Source organism: Streptomyces sp. 2131.1, from assembly GCF_900105515.1.
GTDB classification, from domain to species: Bacteria; Actinomycetota; Actinomycetes; order Streptomycetales; family Streptomycetaceae; genus Streptomyces; species Streptomyces drozdowiczii.
The window spans coordinates 1089985-1110786 of sequence record NZ_FNSY01000001.1 but is presented as its reverse complement, the minus strand read 5'-3'; the positions used below and the strand labels follow the sequence as shown (position 1 = coordinate 1110786).

At 73.6% G+C, this 20802-nt stretch carries 18 protein-coding genes; 9 read left to right on the top strand and 9 right to left on the bottom strand.

Features of this window, described 5'->3' with window-relative positions:
* Together BLW14_RS04955 and BLW14_RS04950 are read left to right on the top strand one after the other, a co-directional pair.
* Positions 1 to 1296: a glycoside hydrolase family 1 protein gene (locus BLW14_RS04955; protein WP_093704709.1), complete on the top strand. Its 1296-nt coding sequence runs from the start codon at positions 1 to 3 to the stop codon at positions 1294 to 1296.
* Between the two features lie 10 nt (positions 1297 to 1306).
* Positions 1307 to 1894 carry a TetR/AcrR family transcriptional regulator gene (locus BLW14_RS04950; RefSeq protein ID WP_093710645.1) on the top strand — a complete coding sequence of 196 codons (588 nt, stop codon included), beginning with the start codon at positions 1307 to 1309 and terminating at the stop codon, positions 1892 to 1894.
* Positions 1895 to 1953: 59 nt separating this feature from the next.
* On the opposite strand, the gene BLW14_RS04945 is transcribed toward BLW14_RS04950, so the two are convergent.
* The gene (locus BLW14_RS04945; RefSeq protein ID WP_093704707.1) at positions 1954 to 3129 is read right to left on the bottom strand and encodes a serine hydrolase domain-containing protein; all 1176 of its coding nucleotides are present in this window, start codon (positions 3127 to 3129) and stop codon (positions 1954 to 1956) included.
* A gap of 1 nt (position 3130) precedes the next feature.
* The gene (locus BLW14_RS04940; protein WP_093704705.1) at positions 3131 to 5434 is read right to left on the bottom strand and encodes a glycoside hydrolase family 3 C-terminal domain-containing protein; all 2304 of its coding nucleotides are present in this window, start codon (positions 5432 to 5434) and stop codon (positions 3131 to 3133) included.
* Between the two features lie 305 nt (positions 5435 to 5739).
* On the opposite strand from BLW14_RS04940, the gene BLW14_RS04935 reads away from it, so the two are divergent.
* Entirely contained in the window at positions 5740 to 6651 is a 912-nt protein-coding gene (locus BLW14_RS04935) for an SGNH/GDSL hydrolase family protein (protein WP_093704703.1), read from the top strand.
* A gap of 1 nt (position 6652) precedes the next feature.
* Here BLW14_RS04935 and BLW14_RS04930 read toward each other — a convergent pair whose 3' ends face one another.
* Positions 6653 to 7282 (bottom strand): TetR/AcrR family transcriptional regulator, encoded by a 630-nt coding sequence (locus BLW14_RS04930; RefSeq protein WP_093704701.1) that lies wholly within the window; start codon positions 7280 to 7282, stop codon positions 6653 to 6655.
* Between the two features lie 158 nt (positions 7283 to 7440).
* Here BLW14_RS04930 and BLW14_RS04925 point away from each other — a divergent pair, with 158 nt between their 5' ends.
* The 6 genes from BLW14_RS04925 (at position 7441) to BLW14_RS04900 (ending at position 14067) form a co-directional block, all read left to right on the top strand.
* Positions 7441 to 8976: an ABC transporter substrate-binding protein gene (locus BLW14_RS04925; protein WP_093704699.1), complete on the top strand. Its 1536-nt coding sequence runs from the start codon at positions 7441 to 7443 to the stop codon at positions 8974 to 8976.
* 29 nt (positions 8977 to 9005) lie between these two features.
* On the top strand, positions 9006 to 9947 hold the full coding sequence (locus tag BLW14_RS04920; RefSeq protein ID WP_093704697.1) for an ABC transporter permease: 942 nt from the start codon (positions 9006 to 9008) through the stop codon (positions 9945 to 9947).
* Positions 9944 to 11680, top strand: coding sequence for a dipeptide/oligopeptide/nickel ABC transporter permease/ATP-binding protein (locus BLW14_RS04915; RefSeq protein WP_093704695.1), 1737 nt, complete (start codon positions 9944 to 9946; stop codon positions 11678 to 11680). The genes BLW14_RS04920 and BLW14_RS04915 overlap by 4 nt, the downstream gene beginning before the upstream one ends.
* Complete coding sequence (locus BLW14_RS04910) at positions 11677 to 12540, top strand: ABC transporter ATP-binding protein (RefSeq protein WP_093704693.1); 864 nt, start codon at positions 11677 to 11679, stop codon at positions 12538 to 12540. Before BLW14_RS04915 ends, BLW14_RS04910 begins: the two co-directional genes overlap by 4 nt.
* 215 nt (positions 12541 to 12755) lie before the next feature.
* Positions 12756 to 13412, top strand: coding sequence for a hypothetical protein (locus tag BLW14_RS04905; RefSeq protein ID WP_093704691.1), 657 nt, complete (start codon positions 12756 to 12758; stop codon positions 13410 to 13412).
* A gap of 49 nt (positions 13413 to 13461) precedes the next feature.
* Complete coding sequence (locus tag BLW14_RS04900) at positions 13462 to 14067, top strand: class F sortase (RefSeq protein ID WP_093704689.1); 606 nt, start codon at positions 13462 to 13464, stop codon at positions 14065 to 14067.
* Positions 14068 to 14146: 79 nt separating this feature from the next.
* Here BLW14_RS04900 and BLW14_RS04895 read toward each other — a convergent pair whose 3' ends face one another.
* The 6 genes from BLW14_RS04895 to BLW14_RS04870 all read right to left on the bottom strand — a co-directional run bounded on the left by BLW14_RS04895 (position 14147) and on the right by BLW14_RS04870 (position 20797).
* Positions 14147 to 14911, bottom strand: a complete 765-nt coding sequence (locus tag BLW14_RS04895; protein WP_093704687.1) for a 4'-phosphopantetheinyl transferase family protein — start codon at positions 14909 to 14911, stop codon at positions 14147 to 14149.
* A gap of 7 nt (positions 14912 to 14918) precedes the next feature.
* On the bottom strand, positions 14919 to 16208 hold the full coding sequence (locus BLW14_RS04890; protein ID WP_093704685.1) for an MFS transporter: 1290 nt from the start codon (positions 16206 to 16208) through the stop codon (positions 14919 to 14921).
* Between the two features lie 134 nt (positions 16209 to 16342).
* Positions 16343 to 16747: a hypothetical protein gene (locus BLW14_RS04885; RefSeq protein ID WP_093704683.1), complete on the bottom strand. Its 405-nt coding sequence runs from the start codon at positions 16745 to 16747 to the stop codon at positions 16343 to 16345.
* Complete coding sequence (locus BLW14_RS04880; RefSeq protein ID WP_093704681.1) at positions 16744 to 18039, bottom strand: glutamate synthase-related protein; 1296 nt, start codon at positions 18037 to 18039, stop codon at positions 16744 to 16746. The genes BLW14_RS04885 and BLW14_RS04880 overlap by 4 nt, the downstream gene beginning before the upstream one ends.
* Positions 18036 to 20387, bottom strand: a complete 2352-nt coding sequence (locus BLW14_RS04875; protein ID WP_093704679.1) for an amino acid--tRNA ligase-related protein — start codon at positions 20385 to 20387, stop codon at positions 18036 to 18038. Before BLW14_RS04875 ends, BLW14_RS04880 begins: the two co-directional genes overlap by 4 nt.
* A complete protein-coding gene (locus BLW14_RS04870; RefSeq protein ID WP_093704677.1) occupies positions 20384 to 20797 on the bottom strand; it encodes a cobalamin B12-binding domain-containing protein in 414 nt (137 codons plus the stop codon). The genes BLW14_RS04875 and BLW14_RS04870 overlap by 4 nt, the downstream gene beginning before the upstream one ends.
* Positions 20798 to 20802: the final 5 nt, after the last annotated feature.

Sequence of the window (20802 nt, the reverse complement as noted above, 5' to 3'; positions counted from 1 at the left end):
ATGGTGAACGAGGCCGGACCCGGTTTCGCGCTGCCGGAAGGCTTCCTCATGGGAGCGTCGACCTCGGCCCACCAGGTCGAGGGCAACAACGTCTCCAGCGACTGGTGGACCCTGGAGAACCACCCCGGGAGCTTCGTCCAGGAGCCGAGCGGAGACGCGGCCGACAGCTTCCACCGGTGGCCCGAGGACATGGACCTGCTGCGCGAACTCGGCTTCGACGCCTACCGGTTCAGCATCGAGTGGGCCCGTGTCGAGCCGGCCCGCGGCCGGGTCTCGCACGCCGCCGTCGCCCACTACCGGGCCATGGTGCGCGGCGCGCTGGAGCGCGGGCTGACCCCGGTCGTGACCCTCCACCACTTCACCTCGCCCCAGTGGTTCAGCGACCTCGGCGGCTGGACGGCCCCCGGCGCGGACGAGCTGTTCGCCGACTACGTACGCACCTGCGCCGACATCCTCCGCGAGGGCGTCCGCCACGTCGCCACCATCAACGAGCCCAACATCATGGCCCTGATGTACGCCCTCAAGCGGTACGCGGCCGAGCACGGCTGGGAGAGCGTCGCGCAGGGGGCGAACGCCGCCCGCGAGACCGGTGCCGCCGCCGTCGACCCGGCCGCCTTCGCCCCGGACCCCGAGGTGATCCAGGCCCTGATCCGCGCCCACCGGGCCGCCACCGCCGTGCTGCGGGAGACCGTGCCCGGCGTCCGGGTCGGCTGGACCGTCGCCAACCAGGTCTACCAGCCCGAACCGGGCGCCGAGGCCGCCGCGACCGCCTACGCCCGGCCCCGGGAGGACGTCTTCCTGGAGGCCGCCCGCGAGGACGACTGGGTCGGCGTACAGGCGTACACCCGCCACCGGATCGGGTCCGACGGCACCCTGCCCCCGCCCCCGGGCGCCGAAGTCACCCTCACCGGATGGGAGTTCTACCCCGAGGCGCTCGGGGAAGCGGTGCGGCACACGGCGGAGGTGGTCGGCCGGCACGTGCCGATCCTGGTCACCGAGAACGGCATCGCCACCGACGACGACGAGCGCCGCGTCGCCTACACCGCCCGCGCCCTGGCGAGCCTCGCCGAGGCGATGGCCGAGGGCATCGACGTACGCGGCTATCTGCACTGGAGCGCGCTCGACAACTACGAGTGGGGCAGCTACCGGCCGACGTTCGGGCTCATCGCGGTCGACCGCGAGACCTTCGTCCGTACGCCCAAGGAGTCGGCGCGCTGGCTGGGCGGGCTGTCCCGCGACCGCCGGCTGCCCGCGGCGGCGGCGCTCGACTCGGTGACCGCCGCGTCCTCGCGTTAGGGTGACCGGCATGGCGAAACGGGGCCCGTACGAGAAGGGCGAGGCCAAGCGCAGCGAGATCCTGCACGCGGCACTGGAGATCTTCGCGGCCGAGGGGTACCGCGGTACCTCCCTGCGGAAGGTGGCGGCGAAGTGCAGCCTCAGCCTGCCCGGGTTGATGCACTACTTCGACTCCAAGGAGGACCTGCTCACCCAGGTCCTGCGCATGCGTGACGAGACCGCGCGGGCGCGGCAGGCGGAGCGCGCCGATCCGAACGCGTACCGCGAGATCATCCGGGAGGGCGCGAAGACCCCCGGCCTGGTCGAGCTGTTCGTCTCCATGGCCGCCGCCGCCAGCGACCCGGGCCACCCCGCCCACGCCCACTTCGCCGAGCGCTACCCGGTGCTGCGCGAACGCGTCGCGAACTTCGTCCGGGACGGGATCGCGGAGGGGCGGATCAGCACCACCGTGCCGCCGGAGCGGCTGGCGGTGCTGCTGATCGCCGTGGCCGACGGCATCCAGCTCCAGTGGCTGATCGACCGCTCCACGGACATGGAGCAGCCCATCGAGGACCTGCTGTCGATCCTGGATCCGCGCACGGCGCCCGACGGGGCCTGAACCACGATAGGAGGAGGGACGGCACCCGCGTGCCGTCCCTCCTCCTATACGCATACGGGTCAGAGCGCCGCCGCCGTCGCGGTCACCGCCTCCGTCCACTCCGCCCAGCGCGGGTCCGGTCCGGCCGCCGGCTCCCAGGCCATCGCCGTGCACACGAACCCGACGGCGAGACCGCTGCCCGGGTCGGCCATCCCCAGCCGGCCGCCCGCCCCCGCGTGCCCGAACGAGCCCTCGCCCAGCATGGGCAGCCCCCGCCGGGGCAGCTCGAAACCGAGCCCGAAGCGCGAGCGGCCCGCCGGATCGCCGCCGTCGAGCGGCGGCGGGGGCGGCACGTCGTCGCGCGGGGCGACCGCCCGCTCCAGCGTCTTTGGGGACAGCAGCCGCACCCCGTCCACGGATCCGATGAGCGCCGCGTACAGCCGCGACAGCGACCGCGCGTTGCCGATCCCGCCGGCGCCGGGGAGTTCGGCGGCGCGGCCCTCGCGGGTCGTCAGCCCCTCCACCGACGCCGCCAGTTCCGCCTGCGACGCCCGCAGCGCGAGGGACAGCGGCGCGTCCGGGGCGAGCCCCAGCCCGGCGAGGAAGCCGGCGACCTGCTCCGGCGTGGGGTCGGGGCGTACGGAGAACTGCGGGACGAACCGGTGCTCCTGCGCCGCCGGCAAGCCGATCCACAGGTCGAGGCCCAGCGGGCCCGCCACCTCGTCCGCGAAGAACGCCCCGATGCTCCGCCCGCTCACCCGTCGCACCACCTCGCCGGCCAGGTGCCCGTACGTCAGGGCGTGGTAGAGCGACGCCCTGCCGGGCTCCCACACGGGCCGCATCGCCGCCAGGGCCTCCACCCGGGCGTCCCAGTCATACAGCCCGGGCAGCCCGCACCCGGCCGGGCCGGGCGAGAACGCGGGCAGTCCGGCCCGGTGGGTGAGGAGGTCGGCGACCGTCGTACCGGCCTTTCCGGCGGCGGCGAACTCCGGCCAGTACCGGGCGACGGGCGCCTGGAGGTCCAGGGCGCCGCGTTCGCTCAGCAGATGCGCGCAGACCGCGACGAGGCCCTTCGTAACGGACATCAGCACGCCGGCCGAGTCCGTCCCGAAGCCCGGCGGACCGGCGGCGAGGTCCACCACTAGGCGGCCGTGGTGGTGGACGGCCAGCTGGGCGGCGCCGGGGTCATCGGCGCAGCCGCGTACGAGGGCGTCGCGGACCGGTTCCCAGCCGGGCGCCACCCAGCCGGTGACCACGTCAGCGCTCTCGCTCTTCCGCGCGCGCCTCGACCGCGTCGGCCAGGGCGGGCAGGGCCTCGGGCGACAGCGGGCTCTGCGGGAACTCGCAGATGACGTCCAGCGGCACCCCGGCCAGGAACCGCCGCATCACGGGATCGGCCAGCGCGCCCGCGCCCTCCTGCGACGAGTCCGTACGGGCCTTGGCGAACGCCTCCATCAGCAGTGGGCCGCCCACCGGGTGCTCGAACCACTCCGCGAGGGTGTTGCGGCCGGTCAGCCGCAGGTCCGACGGGTCACCGTCCACCCCGGTCTCCACGCGGGCGCGGATGTCGCGCGAGGAGGCGCCGGCCTCGAAGCGGTAGCGGCCGCCCTCGACCTTCCAGCCCCCCTCCCGCTCGCTGAAGTAGGCCAGATCGTGCCGGGCCACGCGCACCTCGACCTCGCGGCTCGCGCCCGGATCCAGGAACACCGAGGCGAAGCCCCGCAGTTCGCGTACCGGCCGCAGGACGCGTGAACCGGCCGGACCGGCGACGTAGATCTGGACGACCTCGCGGCCGGCGACGGAGCCGGTGTTGGTGACGGTCAGCGTGACGTGGAAGCCGTCGCCGTCCTCCCGTACCGCCAGGTCCGCGTAGTCGAACGTCGTGTACGACAGGCCGTGGCCGAACGGGAACGCGACCTCGCGGCGCTGTGCGTCGTAGCCCCGGTACCCGACGAAGACGCCCTCGCCGTAGCGGGCCCTGCCCTCCTCGCCGGGGAACGTGAGGTGGCTGGGGGAGTCCTCCAGGCGCAGCGGTACGGTCTCCGCCAGCTTCCCGGACGGGCTGACCGCGCCGAACAGGACGCGGGCGAGGGCGCCGCCGCCCGCCTGGCCGAGCAGCCAGCCCTCGACGAGCGCCGGTACCCGGTCCTGCCAGGGCGAGGTGCGGACGACACCGCCGTTGGACAGCACCACCACCACGCGCGGATTGGCCTCCAGGACCCGCCGCAGCAGCTCCGTCTGGGCGGCCGGCAGGTCCAGGTGGTCGCGGTCGAAGCCCTCGGACTCGTCCTGCGGCGGCAGCCCGAGGAACAGCACCGCCGTGTCCGAGGTCTCCGCCAGCCGCACCGCCTCGTCCGCCAGTTCGGCGTCCGAGGGAACGTCCTCGCTGCCGGGCAGCGTGTACCCGGCGGCGAACCGCACGTCCGCGCCGGTGGCGAGTTCGCACAGGCTGTCCAGCGGGACGTCGAGCCGGGTCGGGGTGACCTGCGAGCTGCCCGCGCCCTGGAAGCGGGGCGTCCGGGCGAACTCGCCGATCACGGCCACGCTGCCCGCTGCCGGGTCCAGCGGCAGCAGCGCGTCGTCGTTCTTCAGGAGCACCACGCACTGGTCGGCGGCCCGCCCGGCGAGGCGGTGCGAGGCCTCCGCGTCGAACGTTCCCGGCGCGCCGGAGCCGCCGGTCGCGCGGTGGGCGAAGAGGGCGAGGCGGTCGACGGTCCGGTCGAGGACGGCCTCGTCCAGCGCGCCCGACTCCACGGCGGCGGCCACCTCGCGGTCGGTGCGCCCGCCGGGGCCCGGCATCTGGAGGTCGAGGCCGGCGCGGAGGGAGGCGACCCGGTCGCGTACCGCGCCCCAGTCGGAGACGACGATCCCGTCGAACTCCCACTCCTCGCGCAGGATCCCGGTGAGCAGGCGGGTGTTCTGCGCGACGGGCACGCCGTTGACGCCGTTGTAGGAGGCCATGACGGACCAGGGGCGGTCGCGGCGGACGACGCGTTCGAAGGCGCGCAGATAGATCTCGCGGAGCGGGCGCTCGTCGATGTCGGCGCTGACCCGCATCCGGTCGGTCTCCTGGTTGTTGGCCGCGTAGTGCTTCAGCGACGCCCCGACCCCGGCGTTCTGGAGCCCGCGCACCATGGCGCCGCCCAGCTCGGAGGAGACGAGCGGGTCCTCGGAGAAGTACTCGAAGTTGCGGCCGCACAGCGGCGACCGCTTGATGTTGATGCCCGGCCCGAGCACGACGTGGACGCCGTGCGCCACGGCCTCGGCGGCGATGGCTCCGGCGACCTCCTCGGCCAGTTCGGGGTTCCAGCTGCTGCCCAGGGCGACGGCGGGCGGGAAGCAGGTGGCGGGGCCCGCGCTGTGCAGGTCGAGCTGGCCGCCGTCGCCGCTCTCCCTGGGCAGCCGCAGCCCGTGCGGACCGTCGGACATCCGGACGGCGGGGATGCCCGCGGCCTCGGACCCCTGGCTGACGAAGTCCCCGGAACCGCTGGTCAGGGCGGCCTTCCCGGCGAGCGGGAGGGCGGCTGCGGGGGAGGGGCTGGGCGCGGATCGCTGAGTCATACGGGTACCTGTCGGGCTTTCGTGAGGGAGGGGTGGGCCGGGCGGGCCGCGGGGCTTCCGGTGGAGCGAATCGGGGCAAGACGGCATGCGACCCAAAAACGTATGGTGATCGGTTTTCGCTGTCAAGGGCCTCCGCGCGCGGCGCTCGGGGGTCCCTCGGCCGGCCGGATTTCATTTTGGACGCGGCTCTTGACGGTCAGAAACCGATCATCGTACGGTTTTCGTGCTCGGGCGGTCCGCTCCATCGAGCCTGCTGCTGCCGCCCGCCCCGTCGGCTCCGCTCTCCCATGAATCGAGGAACGGTCATGTCGGTATCCGGTCGGTCGACCACCCCCGCGCTCCGAGAGGCGGGCCACCGGGCCCGCGCTCCGCGCCTGTCCCTCGCCGCGGCGGCCGCCGCGGCCCTGCTCGCGGGCGCCGCCTCGCCCGGTGTCGCCGCCCCGGCGCCCGGCGAGCCCGTCCGGTATGTGGCGCTCGGCGACTCGTACGGCTCCGGGCTCGGCATCCCGCAGCAGACCGACACCGTCTGCGGCCGCTCCGACCGCAACTACCCCTCGCTCGTGGCGGCGGCGGTGGGCGCCGACTCGTTCACCGACGTCACGTGCGCCGGGGCCGACACCACTCACATGGCCGGCCCCCAGGACGGCGTGGCGCCCCAGCTCGACGCGCTGCGCCCCGACACGACCCTGGTCACCCTGGGCGTCGGCGGCAACGACCTCGACCTGGCCGGCGTCATCACCCGCTGCGTGCTCGTCGGTTACCTCGCGCCGCACGGCTCGCCCTGCAGGAGCAGCTTCACCCTGTTCGGCACGGACGAGATCGGCTCCCGGATCAACGCCACCGCACCGAAGATCGACGCCGTGCTCGACGCGATCCACGCCCGCTCGCCGCAGGCCCGGGTCATGCTCGTCGGCTACCCCTCGCTCCTGCCGGACGACGGCAGCTCCTGCCGCGCGACGATCCCGCTCGCCGACGGCGACTTCGGCTGGGTGCGGGACAAGGAGAAGCAGCTGGACGCCGTGCTGGCGCAGCGGGCCGGTGCGCACGGGGCCGGTTACGTCGACACCTACGGCCCGTCCGTCGGGCACGACGCGTGCCAGGACGCCGGCGTCCGCTGGATCGAACCGGCCGACTCGGACCAGGGCGCGGGCTTCCACCCGAACGCGTCCGGACACAGGAGCATGGCCGATGCCGTCCTCGCCGCCGTCGGTCACTGATTCAGCCGTGTCCCGCCCCCACGCCGTACCGCCGGAGGAAGGCGCGGACCTGCCCCGCCATGTCGACCGCTTCCGGCTCCAGCAGCCACTGCGTCTGGAGCCCGTCCATCAGGGCGAGCAACTGCTGGGCCGCGGCCGCCGGATCGTCCCGTGCGCCCGCGGCCGCGAACAGCTCCGCCAGCAGGCCCGTCGTCTCGCGGCGCAGGACCTGGTAGCGGTGCACGAAGTACGGGTGCGCGGGGTGCTCCGGATCGGACGCCTCCGTCGACAGCTTCGCGTACAGCGCGACCAGACCCGGCGTCCCGGCGTTGCGGGTGACCACCTCCAGCAGCAGCCGCAGCCGCTCCGCGGCTTCCGGTTCCGGGTCGCCCGGGGCCAGCACGCCGGGGAACAGCCGGCGCCCGTCCAGCTCGTCGCGCAGGCTCAGCACGTCGAGCAGCAGGGCCTCCTTGCCGGGGAAGTGGTGCAGCAGCCCGGCATGGGTGAGCCCGGCGTGCGCGGCGATGTCGCGCAGCGAGACCGCGAGGTAGCCGGAGCGTGCGAACAGCTCGGTCGCGGAGTCGAGGATGCGGGCGCGGGTGCGCTCGCCCTTCGACGGCCGCCGGGGCGCCCCGGGCGCGAGGTCGGTCACTTCGGTCGTCTCCTGACGCCATCGGTCCTCGTCCGGCAGAACTTACCGCTCGGTCGAACCCGCCGAGCAAAAACCTACCAAGTGGTTAATTCCGTGGGTAGGCTCACCCGCAATCTTCGCCGGGGCGGCGCCCCGGCTCTCCAGACGGAGCGAAAGACATGAGCAGAACTGCCCGAACCGCATCGGTGGCCGCCTGCGTCGCGGCCTCGCTCGCCCTCGCGGGATGCGCCGGCGAGAGCGGCGGCGCCGCGGGTACCGGATCGTCCACGCTGAACATCGCGACGATGACCCTTCCGCAGAGCCTCGACCCCGCGGTCGCCACCGGCAGTGCCCTGCCGTACTTCCAGGCGGTGTACGACACCCTCATCAAGCGCGAGCCCGACGGCACCTTCAGCCCGATGCTCGCCACGGAGTGGACGTACGACAAGACCCGCACCCACCTCGCGCTGACCCTGCGCAAGGACGTGAAGTTCGCCGACGGCACCGCCTTCGACGGCGCGGCGGTCAAGGCCAACATGGAGCGCTTCCAGAAGGGCGGCGGCGCCTCCGCCAAGTGGCTCGCCGATCTGAAGGCCGTCGACGTCACCGACGCCACCCACGTCACGCTGGAGCTCGCACAGCCCAACCCGGCGATGGAGTTCTACCTCAGTGACGCCCCCGGCCTCATGGCCAACCCCAAGCGGTTCGCGAAGGCCGACAGCCTCAAGACCACCCCGGACGGCACCGGCCCGTACCGCCTCGACAAGACGCGGACCACCGTCGGCACCAAGTGGTCCTACGCGCGCAACCCCGACTACTGGGGCAAGGAACTCCCGTACAAGAACATCACCATCAGCTTCTTCGACAACGAGACCGCCATCACCAACGGCCTCAAGACCGGGCAGATCAACGCGGCGCTCCTGCAGACCTCCGACCAGCAGATCGCCGTCGAGTCCGACCCGAAGGTGAAGACGGAGAAGCAGGAGTTCGACTTCCAGGGTCTGCTGCTCTTCGACCGCGACGGCAGGATCACCCCCGCCCTGCGCGACCCGCGCGTGCGGCAGGCCCTCAACTACGCCGTCGACCGCGACACCATGCTCGACCGCATCCGCCAGAACCGCGGCCGGACCACCTCACAGGTCTTCGGCCCCGAGACCCAGGCGTACGACAAGAAGCTCGACACGTACTACGCGCACGACCCCGCCAAAGCCAAGTCCCTGCTGAAGCAGGCCGGTTACGCCAAGGGGTTCACGCTGAAGCTGCCGAGGATCACGGCGATCGTCAACGACGCGCTGGCCGCATCACTCCAGTCCGACTTCAAGGCCATTGGTGTGAAGCTCGTCTGGGACACGCTCGACGGCGCCTCGGCCGTCCAGAAGGTGTTCAAGGACCGCCAATACTCCGGCATGGTCATGAACATGGGCCAGTCCACCTCGGACTGGGCGGCGGCCGACGAACTGGTCACCCCGGGGGCGTTCAACATGTTCGGCACCACGGACAAGGTGACGCGGAAACTGCTGCCCGCCCTCAAGGCCGGCAACGAGGCCGAGGCGAAGTCGGCGGCACGCGAGCTGAACCACCACCTCGTCGAGGACGCCTGGTTCCTCCCCTTCTACCGGATGAGCTACCTGCACGTCTCGGACGGGACCGTGAAGATCTCGCCGCAGTCCGGCATGGCCGTCCCCTCGATCTACAACTACGCGCCCGCCAAGTAGCGAAACCGCGCCGACGGATACCGAGTGTCATGCTGAACTTCATCGCCCGCAGGATCGCCGCGGGAGCCGTGCTCCTGGTCGTGATCTCCTTCCTCTCCTACCTGCTGCTGTCGGTCCCGCACATCGATGTGGGCCGCCAACTCCTCGGGGAGAGCGCGTCCCAGAGCGCCATCGACGCCAAGAACGCGTCGCTGGGGCTCGACGAGCCGGTGCTCCGGCAGTACGCGAACTGGTTCGCCCACGCCGTCCGGGGCGACCTCGGCACCTCCTGGTTCACGAGCGAGGACGTGGGCCAGGCCGTCGGCAACCGCCTCCCGGTCACGGCCAGCCTGATGCTCGGCGTCACCGCCGTCACCACGGTCCTCGCCTTCCTGCTGGGGGTGTGGGCCGGGGTACGGCGCGGAGCCGCCGACCGCTTCGTGCAGGTGCTGGGCGTGGTGGGGTACGCCCTGCCGGGATTCCTGCTCACCCTGGTCCTGGTCCTGGTCTTCGCGGTACGGCTCCGCTGGTTCCCCGCCATCGGGTACACCGGCTTCACCGACTCGCCCAGCGGCTGGCTGTCCACGATCACCCTGCCGGTGCTCTCGCTGTCGGTTGCCTCCGTCGCGGGCGTCTCCCAGCAGGTGCGCGGCGCCGTCATCGACGCCCTGCGCCAGGACTACGTACGCACCCTGCGCGCCCGCGGACTGCCCGCTTCCCGCATCGTGTTCAAGCACGTCCTGCGCAACGCCTCGGCGCCGGCCCTGTCCGTGCTCGGCATGCAGTTCGTCGGCCTGCTCGGCGGCGCCGTCCTCGTCGAGCAGATCTTCGGGCTCCCCGGCATCGGCTCCATGACCGTCACCTACACCGCCCGCGGCGACATCCCCGTGATCATGGCGCTCGTCATGCTCACCGTGGTCGGCGTCGTCCTGATCAACCTCCTGGTCGACATCCTGATCGGCTGGCTCAACCCCAAGGCGAGGGTCGCATGAGTACCGGCCGCACCCTGCGCAGGGTCCTGCGCAACCCCCTGGGCGGACTCTCCGCCGCACTGCTCCTGCTCATCGTCGCGGCCGTGCTCCTCGCACCCGTGATCGCCTCGCAGGACCCGGGCGCCTCGTCGCTGAGCGAGGCGTTCGCCGGCCCGAGCGGCGACCACCCCCTCGGCATGGACTCCGCCGGGCGCGACATCCTCGCCCGGATCCTGTACGGCGGGCGCACCACCCTCGGCGGCGCGCTGCTCGCCCTCGCCATCGCCCTGGCGCTCGGCGTGCCCACGGGGCTCGTCGCCGGCTACCGGGGCGGCCGGTTCGACTCCGCCGCCAACTGGACCGTCAACCTCGTCATGGCCCTGCCCGCCATGGTCGTGCTGCTCGCCTCCCGCGCCATCCTCGGCCCGGACGTCCACGTCCTGATGATCGTCCTCGGCGTGCTGGTGGCACCCAGCTTCTTCCGCCTGGTGCGCGGCATCGTCGCCAACGTCCGGGGCGAACTGTACGTGGACGCCGCGAAGGTCTCCGGACTCTCGGACACGCGGATCATCGCCCGGCACGTCCTGACCGTGGTGCGCGGGCCCATCATCATCCAGGTCGCCCTGGTCGCGGGCATCGCCATCGCCCTCCAGGCCGGCCTCGAATTCCTGGGCGTCGGCAGCGGATCGACGGCGACCTGGGGCGCCATGCTCAACGAGGCGTTCCAGAACATCCAGCGCGCGCCCCGGCTCATCCTCTGGCCCGGCCTCGCCCTCGGCCTCACCAACTGCGCCCTCGTCCTGCTGGCCGGAGCCGTACGCGACGCCCTGGAGGACCAGACACCCCGCCCCGCCCGCCGCCGTCGCGCCCGGCCGGCCCCCGAGCCCGCGGAGTCCGCAGATTCCGCCGCGCCGCGTGCCGCGCTGCTGTCCGTGCGAGGCCTCACCGTCGCCTACGCCCGGCCCGACGGCACCGACAAGGAGGTCGTGCACGGCGTCGACCTCGATGTGCGCCCGGGCGAAATCCTCGGCCTGGTGGGGGAGTCGGGGTCCGGGAAGACCCAGACCGCGTTCTCCGTGCTCGGCCTGCTGCCCGAGGGCGGGCGAGTCACCCGCGGCAGCATCACGGTCAACGGCCGCGAGACGGCGGGACTGCGGGAACGCGACCACCGCGCGCTGCGCGGCCGCACCCTCGCGTACGTACCGCAGGAACCCATGAGCAACCTGGACCCCGCCTTCACCATCGGCAGCCAGCTCATGGAGCCCGTACGCCACCACCTCGGCCTCGGGCGCAAGGAAGCCGCCGACAAGGCACGGGAGTTGCTCCACCTCGTCGAGATCCCAGACCCCGACCGCACGCTGCGCCTCTACCCGCACGAGATATCCGGCGGCATGGCCCAGCGCGTCCTGATCGCCGGCGCCATGTCCTGCGACCCGGAGCTCCTCATCGCCGACGAGCCGACCACCGCGCTCGACGTACGCGTCCAGGCCGAAGTGCTCGACCTGCTGCGCCGGCTGCGGGACGAACGCGGCCTCGGCGTCCTCCTGGTGACCCACAACCTCGGTGTAGTCGCGGACGTCTGCGACCGGGTGGCCGTGATGAACGCCGGCCGCATCGTGGAGACCGGCACCACCGAACAGATCCTCGGCTCACCCCGGGACCCGTACACCCGCACCCTGCTGGCCGCCGTGCTCGACGACGCCCCGGCCCGCGCCCCCTGGCAGCCCCGAGAAGCGAGGACCGTCACCGCATGAAGAAGACACCCGCCGACGCGGCCCCCTCGGACGCCACCGCCCCCGACGCCCTGCTCGACGTGCGCGACCTGCGGGTCCGCTTCCCCGGCAAGGGGTGGCGCGCCCCGGAGACCGAAGTCCTCGAGGGCGTCGGCCTGTTCGTGAGGCCGGGGGAGACCCTCGGCCTGGTCGGCGAGTCCGGCTCGGGCAAGTCCACCATCGGCCGCGCGGTCCTCGGGCTCGTCCCGGTCCGCTCCGGCTCGATCACCTTCCACGGCGAGCGCATCGAGCACGCCGACCCCCGGCGCCGCCGCGCCCTGAGCCGCGACCTCCAGGTCATCTTCCAGGACCCGTACACCTCGCTGAACCCGTCCCGCACCATCGGGGACACCCTGGCCGAGCCGCTGATCGGGCAGGGCACGGGCGCGCGGGAGGCCCGGGGGAGGGTCGCCGGGCTGCTGGAGCGCGTCCATCTGCCGTCCGACGCGGCGGGCCGGCTGCCCCGTGAGTTCTCCGGCGGTCAGCGCCAGAGGGTCGCCATCGCGAGGGCGCTGGCCCTGCGCCCCCGGCTGGTCATCTGCGACGAGCCGGTGTCCGCGCTGGATCTGACGACCCAGCGGACGGTGCTCGACCTGCTCCTGGAGATCCAGCGGGAGACGGGTGTCTCGTACCTCTTCGTCTCGCACGACCTGGCCGTCGTCCGCTTCATGAGCCACCGGGTGTCGGTGATCCACCGCGGTGAGATCGTGGAGACGGGCGACGCCGCGACGGTCACCTCGGAGCCGCGACACGACTACACGCGCACACTGCTGCTCGCCTCGCCGGTGGCGGACGTGGCCGGGCAACGCAGGCGACGCGCGGCGGCCGGAGCGGGGGTATAGAGGGCCTGACCTGCGAGAACGGCGGTACGGAACGGGGCGCCCAATGGGCGCCCCGTACGCGTGTTCGGGCTGCACCGGGCCGGACGGCTATCGGCTACTCAGGGTACTTGTCGCACTTTTCAGAGTGTTACGCGGCATTTATCCCGCGAGTCATGGCATCTCTTAGGCGATCGGTTGATCAGTACGACAATCATCCCGGCTCGAAGGAGTTCAGCATGCGTATGTCCGCTTCTGCCCGTTCCCGCAGCGCCCGCGCGGTCGCCGCGATCGCGGTCGCCGCAGCCACGCTGGGCGGGGCATCCGCCGCCTTCGCCGCCCCCGGCGACAGCGGTGACATCGACATCCGCCCCGGCGGCTGGGCGGCGCGCGGCGGCGACGGCAACGAGGTCTGCAAGTTCGTCCTCCAGGCCAGCAACTTCGGCGACATGCCGGCCGTGCCGTGGACCATCACCGCGCAGCCCCCGACCGTTCCCCCGGGGGACACCCTCGCCAGCACCCTTCCCCTGGTGAACGGCTCGGCGCGCAGCCAGGAGTACCTGCTCCCCGAGGGCACGTACCAGCTGGTGTGGATCGTTCCGTCCGGCCCGAAGAACAAGGCGTTCAAGGTCGACTGCACCAAGCCGTCCGGTAACCACGGCTCCTCCGAGAACAGCGAGCGCGGCTCGTCCGCCTCGGGCTCCGAGTCGGGCTACGAGCAGCCTTCCGGCGGCGTGCCCGCCGGTGGCGGCGGCGTCCCGGACATGGAGGGCGTCAGCTCCGAGAGCGACTCGAACGTCGGCACCACCGCCGCGATCGCGGCCGGCGCCGCCGGAGCCGCCGGGCTGATCATGGTCCGCCGAGCCGCGCGCCGCCGTGCCCGCAACGAGGCATAACCCGCGCAGAAGACGCCGACGGGGCCCGAGCCGGGCGTGTCGTCTCACGATGACGTTGTGCGTGACCTCCTCGCTGGTGACCGGCATCGTCTGGGCGAGTTCCGACTCGTCCGACGATCCGGTCGCCGCCGCCCACGGCAATGACGCCGCGGGCGGCGGCGACCGGCCGGCCACCCACGCACCCCTGTCGCCGTCGCGTCCGGTGAAGGTCGCGGTGCCCGCCATCTTCATCGAGGCGCCTGTCACCGGCCTCGGGCTCGACAAGAAGGGGCACCTCGGGGCCCCGCCCATGAGCAGACCGAGGGAGGTGGGCTGGTACCGCGACGGGCCCTCGCCCGGCGAGAAGGGGACCTCCCTGATCGTCGGCCACCGCGACACGGAGACCGGCCCGGCGATCTTCCTCAACCTCAACGCCCTGCACAAGGGCGACAAGGTGACGGTCACCCGGGCCGACAGGCAGACCGCCGTCTTCACGGTCGACGCGGTCGAGACGTACACGAAGGACAAGTTCCCCGACGACAAGGTGTACGGCAGCACCGGCCGTCCGGAACTCAGGCTGATGACCTGCGGGGGACGCTTCAACAAGAAGGACGGCTACGCCTCCAACGTCGTCGTCTTCGCCCACCTCACGTCACTGAAGAAGCAGAAGGTCTGACGGGCCCGTGCGCGGTCGCACGGGCCCGCCGCCGTGTCCGGCGACGGCCGCCACCGGAGGCGGCGCGGGGCAGCGGAGGTCAGTCCGGCCCCGCTCCACCGGCGCCCTCCCGCAGGACCGCCACCGCCGCCCGGTGGCCGGGTGGGACGGCGATGTCGGCCAGGAGCCAGCCGGCCGGGGCGGCCGGCGCCGCACCGGCACCGACGTACTCCGTCGACGGGTCCGCGCCCAGACCGATGCCGAGGCCCTTCAGATACGCCTCCTTCCTGGTCCACACCCGGGCGAAGGCGGCCGGGCGCAACGCGGTCGTGAGGGAGACGAGTTCCGCCGCTTCCATGGGGTGGACGACATCGGCGGCCTCGACGAGCGTCTGCGGGTTCGGTACGGGTTCGACGTCCACACCGACCGGAGCGGCGGCGACGGCGATCAGGCTCAGGCCCTCGCAGTGCGAGAGCGAGAAGTGCAGGGGCTCGCCCGGGAGTACGGGCCGGCCGTGCGGCTCACCGCAGCACGGGCAGGGAGCCCGGGCCACCGAGACCGCGCGGGGCGCGACGCCCAGATGGTTGCCGAGGACCCGGCGCAGACCGACGTGGGCGCACAGATAGGTGGCGCGGTCGGTGGGGCGGCGGAACTCCTCGGCCCTGGCCAGCTCCGACGGACCGAGGACGAGCGGGGCGTAACGGGCCGCGGTCTCCTCGTGCGCCGCCGTGGCGACCAGCCAGAGCTGCGGACGGCCGGAACCGGGGTCCGTCAGCGGCGGCAGGGCGGCGGGCAACGGGGGGAGCGCGGTGGGGAGGAGCAGGGAATCGGGGACGGGCGGCGGGGCGGTTTCCAGCAGGGACATGTCTGCCTCACACGGCTGTGGCGGTGGGCTCGGGGGCGGCGGACGCCTTGGTGGCGGGGGCGTTCCGCGTCAGGGGCGCGCGCAGGGCGAGCGTCGCGGCGACCGGCGAGAAGAGCGCGACGGACGCGCACAGCAGCCAGGTGCCGGTCACGCCCAGCGGGGCGGAGAGCGAACTGAAGACGGCCAGGGACAGAGGCGCGGCCCCGATGCTGGACAGCGAGAACGTGGACATCGCGGCCCCCAGCTTCCCTTCGGGGACGGCCTGTTGGTACGCGGTGACCAGCGCGGGGCCGTTCAGCCCGGAGAAGAGGCCGACCGCGCACGCCGTGACCGCGAGGACCGCCGGCGAGGGCACCAGGGCCATGGACCCCATGCCCACGGCGAGCCCGGTGCCGGTGACGATCAGCTTGACCGGGACGGGGATGCGGTGCGCGAGTGCGGCACCGGCTGCCGCCGACGCCAGGGCGCCCGCGCTGAACGCGGTGAGGGCCGCCGCCACCGAGCCGATGCCCCAGCCCTCGCCGGAAGCGCGCAGCGGCAGCGCGACCTCGGCCGGCCACAGGAAGGCGAAGTCCATGCAGAAGCAGGCGACGAACATCCAGCGCAGCCGGGGGTGACGGCCCAGCAGTGCCAGGCCGTCGCCGGAGCGACGGAACAGTGACGTACCCCCCGCCCCCGCGCCGCGCTCGGGCCGGGCCATGCCCCGGGTCACATGGAACGCGCAGACCAGCCAGACGGCGCAGCCGGCCGCGGAGACCAGCATGACCCCGGACAGACTGCCGGCCACGACCAGCCAGGCCCCCAGCGGTGATCCGGCGATCGGGGCCAGCCGCATCACCATGGAGAACAGGGAGTTGGCGCGGCCCAGGTGCTCCTTCGGTGCCAGCCGGGTGAGCAGGACGCCCGACGCCGGGCCGGTCAGGCCGAGCAGTGAGCCCTCGACCACGGCGACGGCGACCAGCGGCCAGATGCTGTCGGCGCCCGCCGTGACCAGGGCGCCGATCACGAGGACGGCGAACCGGGTCGCGGTGGCCCGCAGCAGGACGGCGCGCGGGCCGAGGGCGTCGGCGAGGGCGCCGCCGAACAGCAGCATCAGGGCGCGCGGCAGCGTCGAGGCGAGGATCACGAGCGTGACCGCGCCCCGCCCGCCCAGCTGCACGGCCGTCCAGTTCATGGCGATGATCAGGGCGAAGCTGCCGCACTGCACGGCTGCCTGACCGGTGACGAAGCTGCCGATGCGCCGCCAGTCGGGGGCGGGCCCCGCCTCGGGCGACGGGGTGGAGGTGTTCGTTGTCATGGGGTTCGGCTTTCTGCGGGGATGGGGTACGGCGCGTTCCGCGAGTGGCCGCGGAGGTGCGGCTTGTGGCGTTGCGCGGCGCGTCGCGCGGGCTGGTGCGGGTACGGCGCGTCGCGCGGGCTGACGCGGGGAGTTCAGCGGAGGGTGGGGCGGACGGTGACACCGGTGTCGTCGCCGCGCAGCGTCGCTGCCACGGCCAGCGCGGCCGCCCGCCCCGCGGCGCGCCGCAGAGCCCGCCGGTCGTGCGAGGCACGGGCGCGTCCGGGGGCGCCGAGCTCCAGGCGGCCGCCGAGGTAACCCCGGCCCGCCTCGGCCAGGGCACGCTGGGCGGCGAGCCGGGCCGCGTCGGCCACGGGGTCCGGGCCGTCGATGTCGCGTACGCCGTGGCCGGCGGGCCCGACGGTGACGCCGGGGGTGTCCCGCAGCACGAACCGGGCCCGGACGGTGCGTCGGCGGCCGGTGACGCGGCGGGGCCGCCTCGACGGGGCGGGCCGGGCCCCGGGGGTGTTCCGCGAGGCGGACCTCGCCCGCCCGTTCACGGTGTCGCTCCGGCGGCCGCCGGGTCGGCGGACAGCGGGGGCCGGGCGCCGACGTGGTCGCCGTCCGGCCACCACAGGTCCTCCGGGGCCAGCGCCCCCACCGTGTACTTGCCCAACGCGCTGATCAGCAGCCGCAGTTCGAGCGCGATGCTCTGGGCGAGGCGTACCAGCCCGTGGTCCGGGTCCTCGTCGACCGCGATCAGCGCGGCGCGCCCGAGACCGACGGCCCCGGCGCCCAGGGCGAGGGCCCGCAGCGCGCGTCCGCCCTCCCACATCCGGCCGCCGGCGAGCAGGCAGCCGTCCGGGCGGCCGATCCGGCGCAGGCACTCGGCGAGCGGCAGGCCGACCTGGTCGAGGAAGACCCTCGGGGCCCAGCCGGTGCCGCCCTCCGCACCGTCCACGGTGACGGCGTCCGCCCCGGCGGCCCAGGCGGCGCGCGCGGCGTGCCCGATGTCGCGGCCCGGGTGGAACTTCACCCACGTACGGGCCCTCGGGAAGTTGTTCCGCATGAAGCGCAGCTGCTGGCGCAGGATCTCGTCGGTGAAGGTGCCCGGCGTGGCGCACCGCAGCCGGCGCTCGTCGTCCTCGCCGAAGACCTCGGTGACCGTGAACCGGCCGGCCAGCTGGGCGGCCTCGGCACCGGAGACGACGGTCATGCCGCCGAGACCGGGCTTGGCGCCCTGGCCGGTCTTCAACTCGAATGCCAGACGCCCCGTTTCGAGCAGGGGCCGGGTGGCGGGGTCGCTGTAGAGGAGGTTCCAGACCTCCGAGTCGGCGTCCTCCGTCGACTGCTGGACGACGATCCCGCCGACGCCCTCGGGCGCTGCCTCCAGGTACGCGTCGATGCGGGCGAGGAGCGCCGAGCGGGCGGAGTCCGCGCCGCGCCGGTAGCCGTGGACGGGGACCATGTTCTCGCCGATGACCATGGGGATGCCGAGGCGGCCGGCCTGCCGGGACGCCTGGACGGCGAGGTCGCCGCTGCCGGCCCGGGTCGAGCCGAAGGCCGACAGGTAGAGCGGCAGCGAGGCGGTGAAACCGCCGGTCCGGACCGCCAGGTCGACGTCACCGAACTCGGGCTCGCGCGCGAGCTCGATCAGCTTCTCCAGCCGCTCCGGCATGAAGACGGGCGGGACGATCCGGGCCCGGTCGAGCGCGTCGGCCCCGGCCGCACCTCCGGGTCCGTGGAGCTCGGTGCCGTACGCGTCGGGGTCGGGGAACACCTGGGCGGTGCCGTGCCGGGCGCGGGCGCGGATCTCGCGCTCGGGGAAGCCGGGGGAGGAGAGGGCGCTCACGGGGCCATCACCCCGGGGAGCTTCGGGTAGGCGCTGACCTGCCACAGGGAGTCGAGGCCGGTGAGGAAGCGGACGAGGCGCTGGAGGCCCATCCCGAAGCCGGCGCTGGCCGGGATGCCCTCGTGGGCCTCCTTCAGGTACCAGGCGTACTTGGCGGGGTTCTCGCCGCTCTCGCGCATCCGCGTGACGATGGTCGCGTAGTCCGACTCGCGCTCGCTGCCCGAGACCAGCTCGCCGTAGCCGTGCGGGGCGATGAGGTCGAAGTTCCGCAGCACGCCCGGGCGTTCGGGGTCCTCGCGGTCGTAGAAGCCGCGCGAGCCCTTCGGGTAGTCGTTGATGAAGAACGGCCGGTCGCTCTCCAGCGACAGGAGCCGCTCCCCGGTCCAGTCGATCTCGCTGTCCGGGCTCTGGGGGTGACCGGCCGTCAGGAGCCGCGACACGGCCTCGTGATGGGTGCACACGTCGTACTTGCCGCTGCGGACGTCAGCGAAGTCGGACTCCTGCCTGCCGAGTTCTGCGAGGACGTCGGGAACGGCCGTCCACACGTGCTCGGCGACATGGGTGAGCAGGCCGGCGGCGACCTCCTGGGCGTCCTCACGGCTCGCGCCGGCGATCTCGACGTCGATCTGGTGGAACTCGACGAGATGGCGGCCGGTGGTGGCGGTCTCCTCCGGCTCCACGCGCACGTTGGGAGCGATGTAGAACAGCTTCGGGAAGCCGTGCAGCGACGCCTGCTTGTAGAGGATGGCACTGGTCATCAGCTTGTACGGGCGCCCGTAGTAGTCGACGTCCAGCGCCTTGGCGCCCCGGCCGCCCGGGTCGGTGACGGGCCCGACGAGCGGGGGCAGCAGCTCCGTGAAGCCCGACCCCCGCAGGAAGTCACGGGCCGCCTGGAGGGCCTCCTGCTGGACGAGCATGGCGGCGCGCAGCTGCGGGGAGCGCAGGTGCTCACCGAGCGGGGGCGGCAGGGCGGGTCCTGCGGGCTGCGGGGCGTGGTCCATGGCGGGCTCCTGTTCGTGGCGGGGGTGAGGGGTCGGGGGGAGAGCGCGTGCGGTGGCGGGGCGCCGGTACGCCGATACGGGGTCGGCCGGCGGCCGGTCGTAGCGGTCGGCCATGTGGTTGAGGGCGGCGAGCAGGCCGTTCGCGGTGAGCGGCGCCAGGTCGGCCGGGGCGTCGGGGCGGATCGGCATCGCACCGGTGTCCGACCAGCGCAGCCGCCCGTCCGCGCCGATGACACTGCGGGAGCGGCCCGCGTTGTCGGGGTGGAGGCAGAACGGCACGTCCAACAGCCCGCGTTCGAAGGCGGCGGGCAGGGCGCGGGCCAGGTCGGGGTGGAGTCCGAGGACGGCTTCGATCAGGGCGCGGGCTTCCGCGTAGACCGCACTCCCGGCGTCCGGGGCGGCCGGGACCGGCGGTCCGGCGAGCGCGGCGGCCGCGGCGGCGGTCTCCAGGGCGCGGACGTTCTCCCCGACGGTCGGGATACGGCGGGACTCGGCGGTCGTCTTCACCAGGAGCCGGTCCACCCCGGCCCGTACCGCGAGGCGCGCGGATGCCTCCAGGAGCCGGATCGCGCCTCGTTCGGTGCGCGGGTATACGCCCATGTAGGTGTAGAGGACGACGTGGTGGTCGACGCCGGCCGGCAGGAACTCACCGGCCAGCCGGCGCAGGGCCCGTATCGCCTCCTCGTCCTGGCCCGGATCGGTCTGCTGGGCGTAGCTCAGCGAGACGCTGCGCAGACCGTGCTGGGCGAAGAACAGGCACTCCAGCACGCTCGTCGCGACCAGCAGACCGGGCGGGCAGAGCTGGCCGAGCAGGCAGCCGCCGAAGCTCTCCAGATGCGGCACCGAGCCGGGGCGGGCGCCGGCGGCGAGGAGTTCGCACCCCTCGGCCCAGGCCGCGACGGACTCCCGCAGCGGGGTGCGGCCGTAGGGCAGGCAGTACGAGACGGGCCCGCCCTCCGTGGCGTCGAGACCGGCGGCGAGCAGCGCCCGGACGATGGCCTGCGGACGGGCGGAACCGTGCCGGACCTGGACGGGGAAGTGGTCGTCGTGCAGCCCGTCGAGCAGGGAGCGTGTGACGTCCAGGGGGTGCGTGGCGATCGGGTAGCCGTTGAGCCCGGCACCCTCGGCGAGGGCGGCGCGGGCACCGGCGAGGTCTCCGACGCGGGTGTAGCTGTCGATGGTGAGCGTGCCCACGGTCGTCGCGGTGGCGGCCCTCGTCCGCTCCAGGCCGGTGCGCATGGAGCCGGGGTCACCGAAGCCCATGCGGGGCTGGACGACCAGCCGGCCGGCGGCGGCCGAGGCCGCGACGAACGCGCCGAAGGGGCGCGGGGCTCCGGCGGCGGTCATGCCGCCACCTGGGCGCGGGCCGCGAGGAACGCGCCCAGGGCCTCCAGGTCACCGGCCCCGTCACCGAGGACCGCGTCGCAGCCCGCCGCGCGCAGCCGGGCCGCCTCGGTCTCCCCGGAGCGGCCGGCGATGCCGAGCTTGCCGCCGGCGGCCACCGGCAGCGCGGCGAGCTCCGGTTCGGCGCGCAGCGCCCGCACCGCCGCGAGGGCGTCCCGGTAGCCGTGGCCGTTGACGCTGCTGAGCACGACCGCGTCGGGCGCATGCCGGCGACAGGCGGCCGTGAGCAGACGGGGACCCACACAGGGGCCCAGCGCGACGACGTCGTGCCCCCGCTCCTCCAGGAACAGCCCGAGATACACGAGGTTCCAGGTATGGGAGTCCGAAGCGGTTCCGCTCAGGAGTATCTTCATGCCTT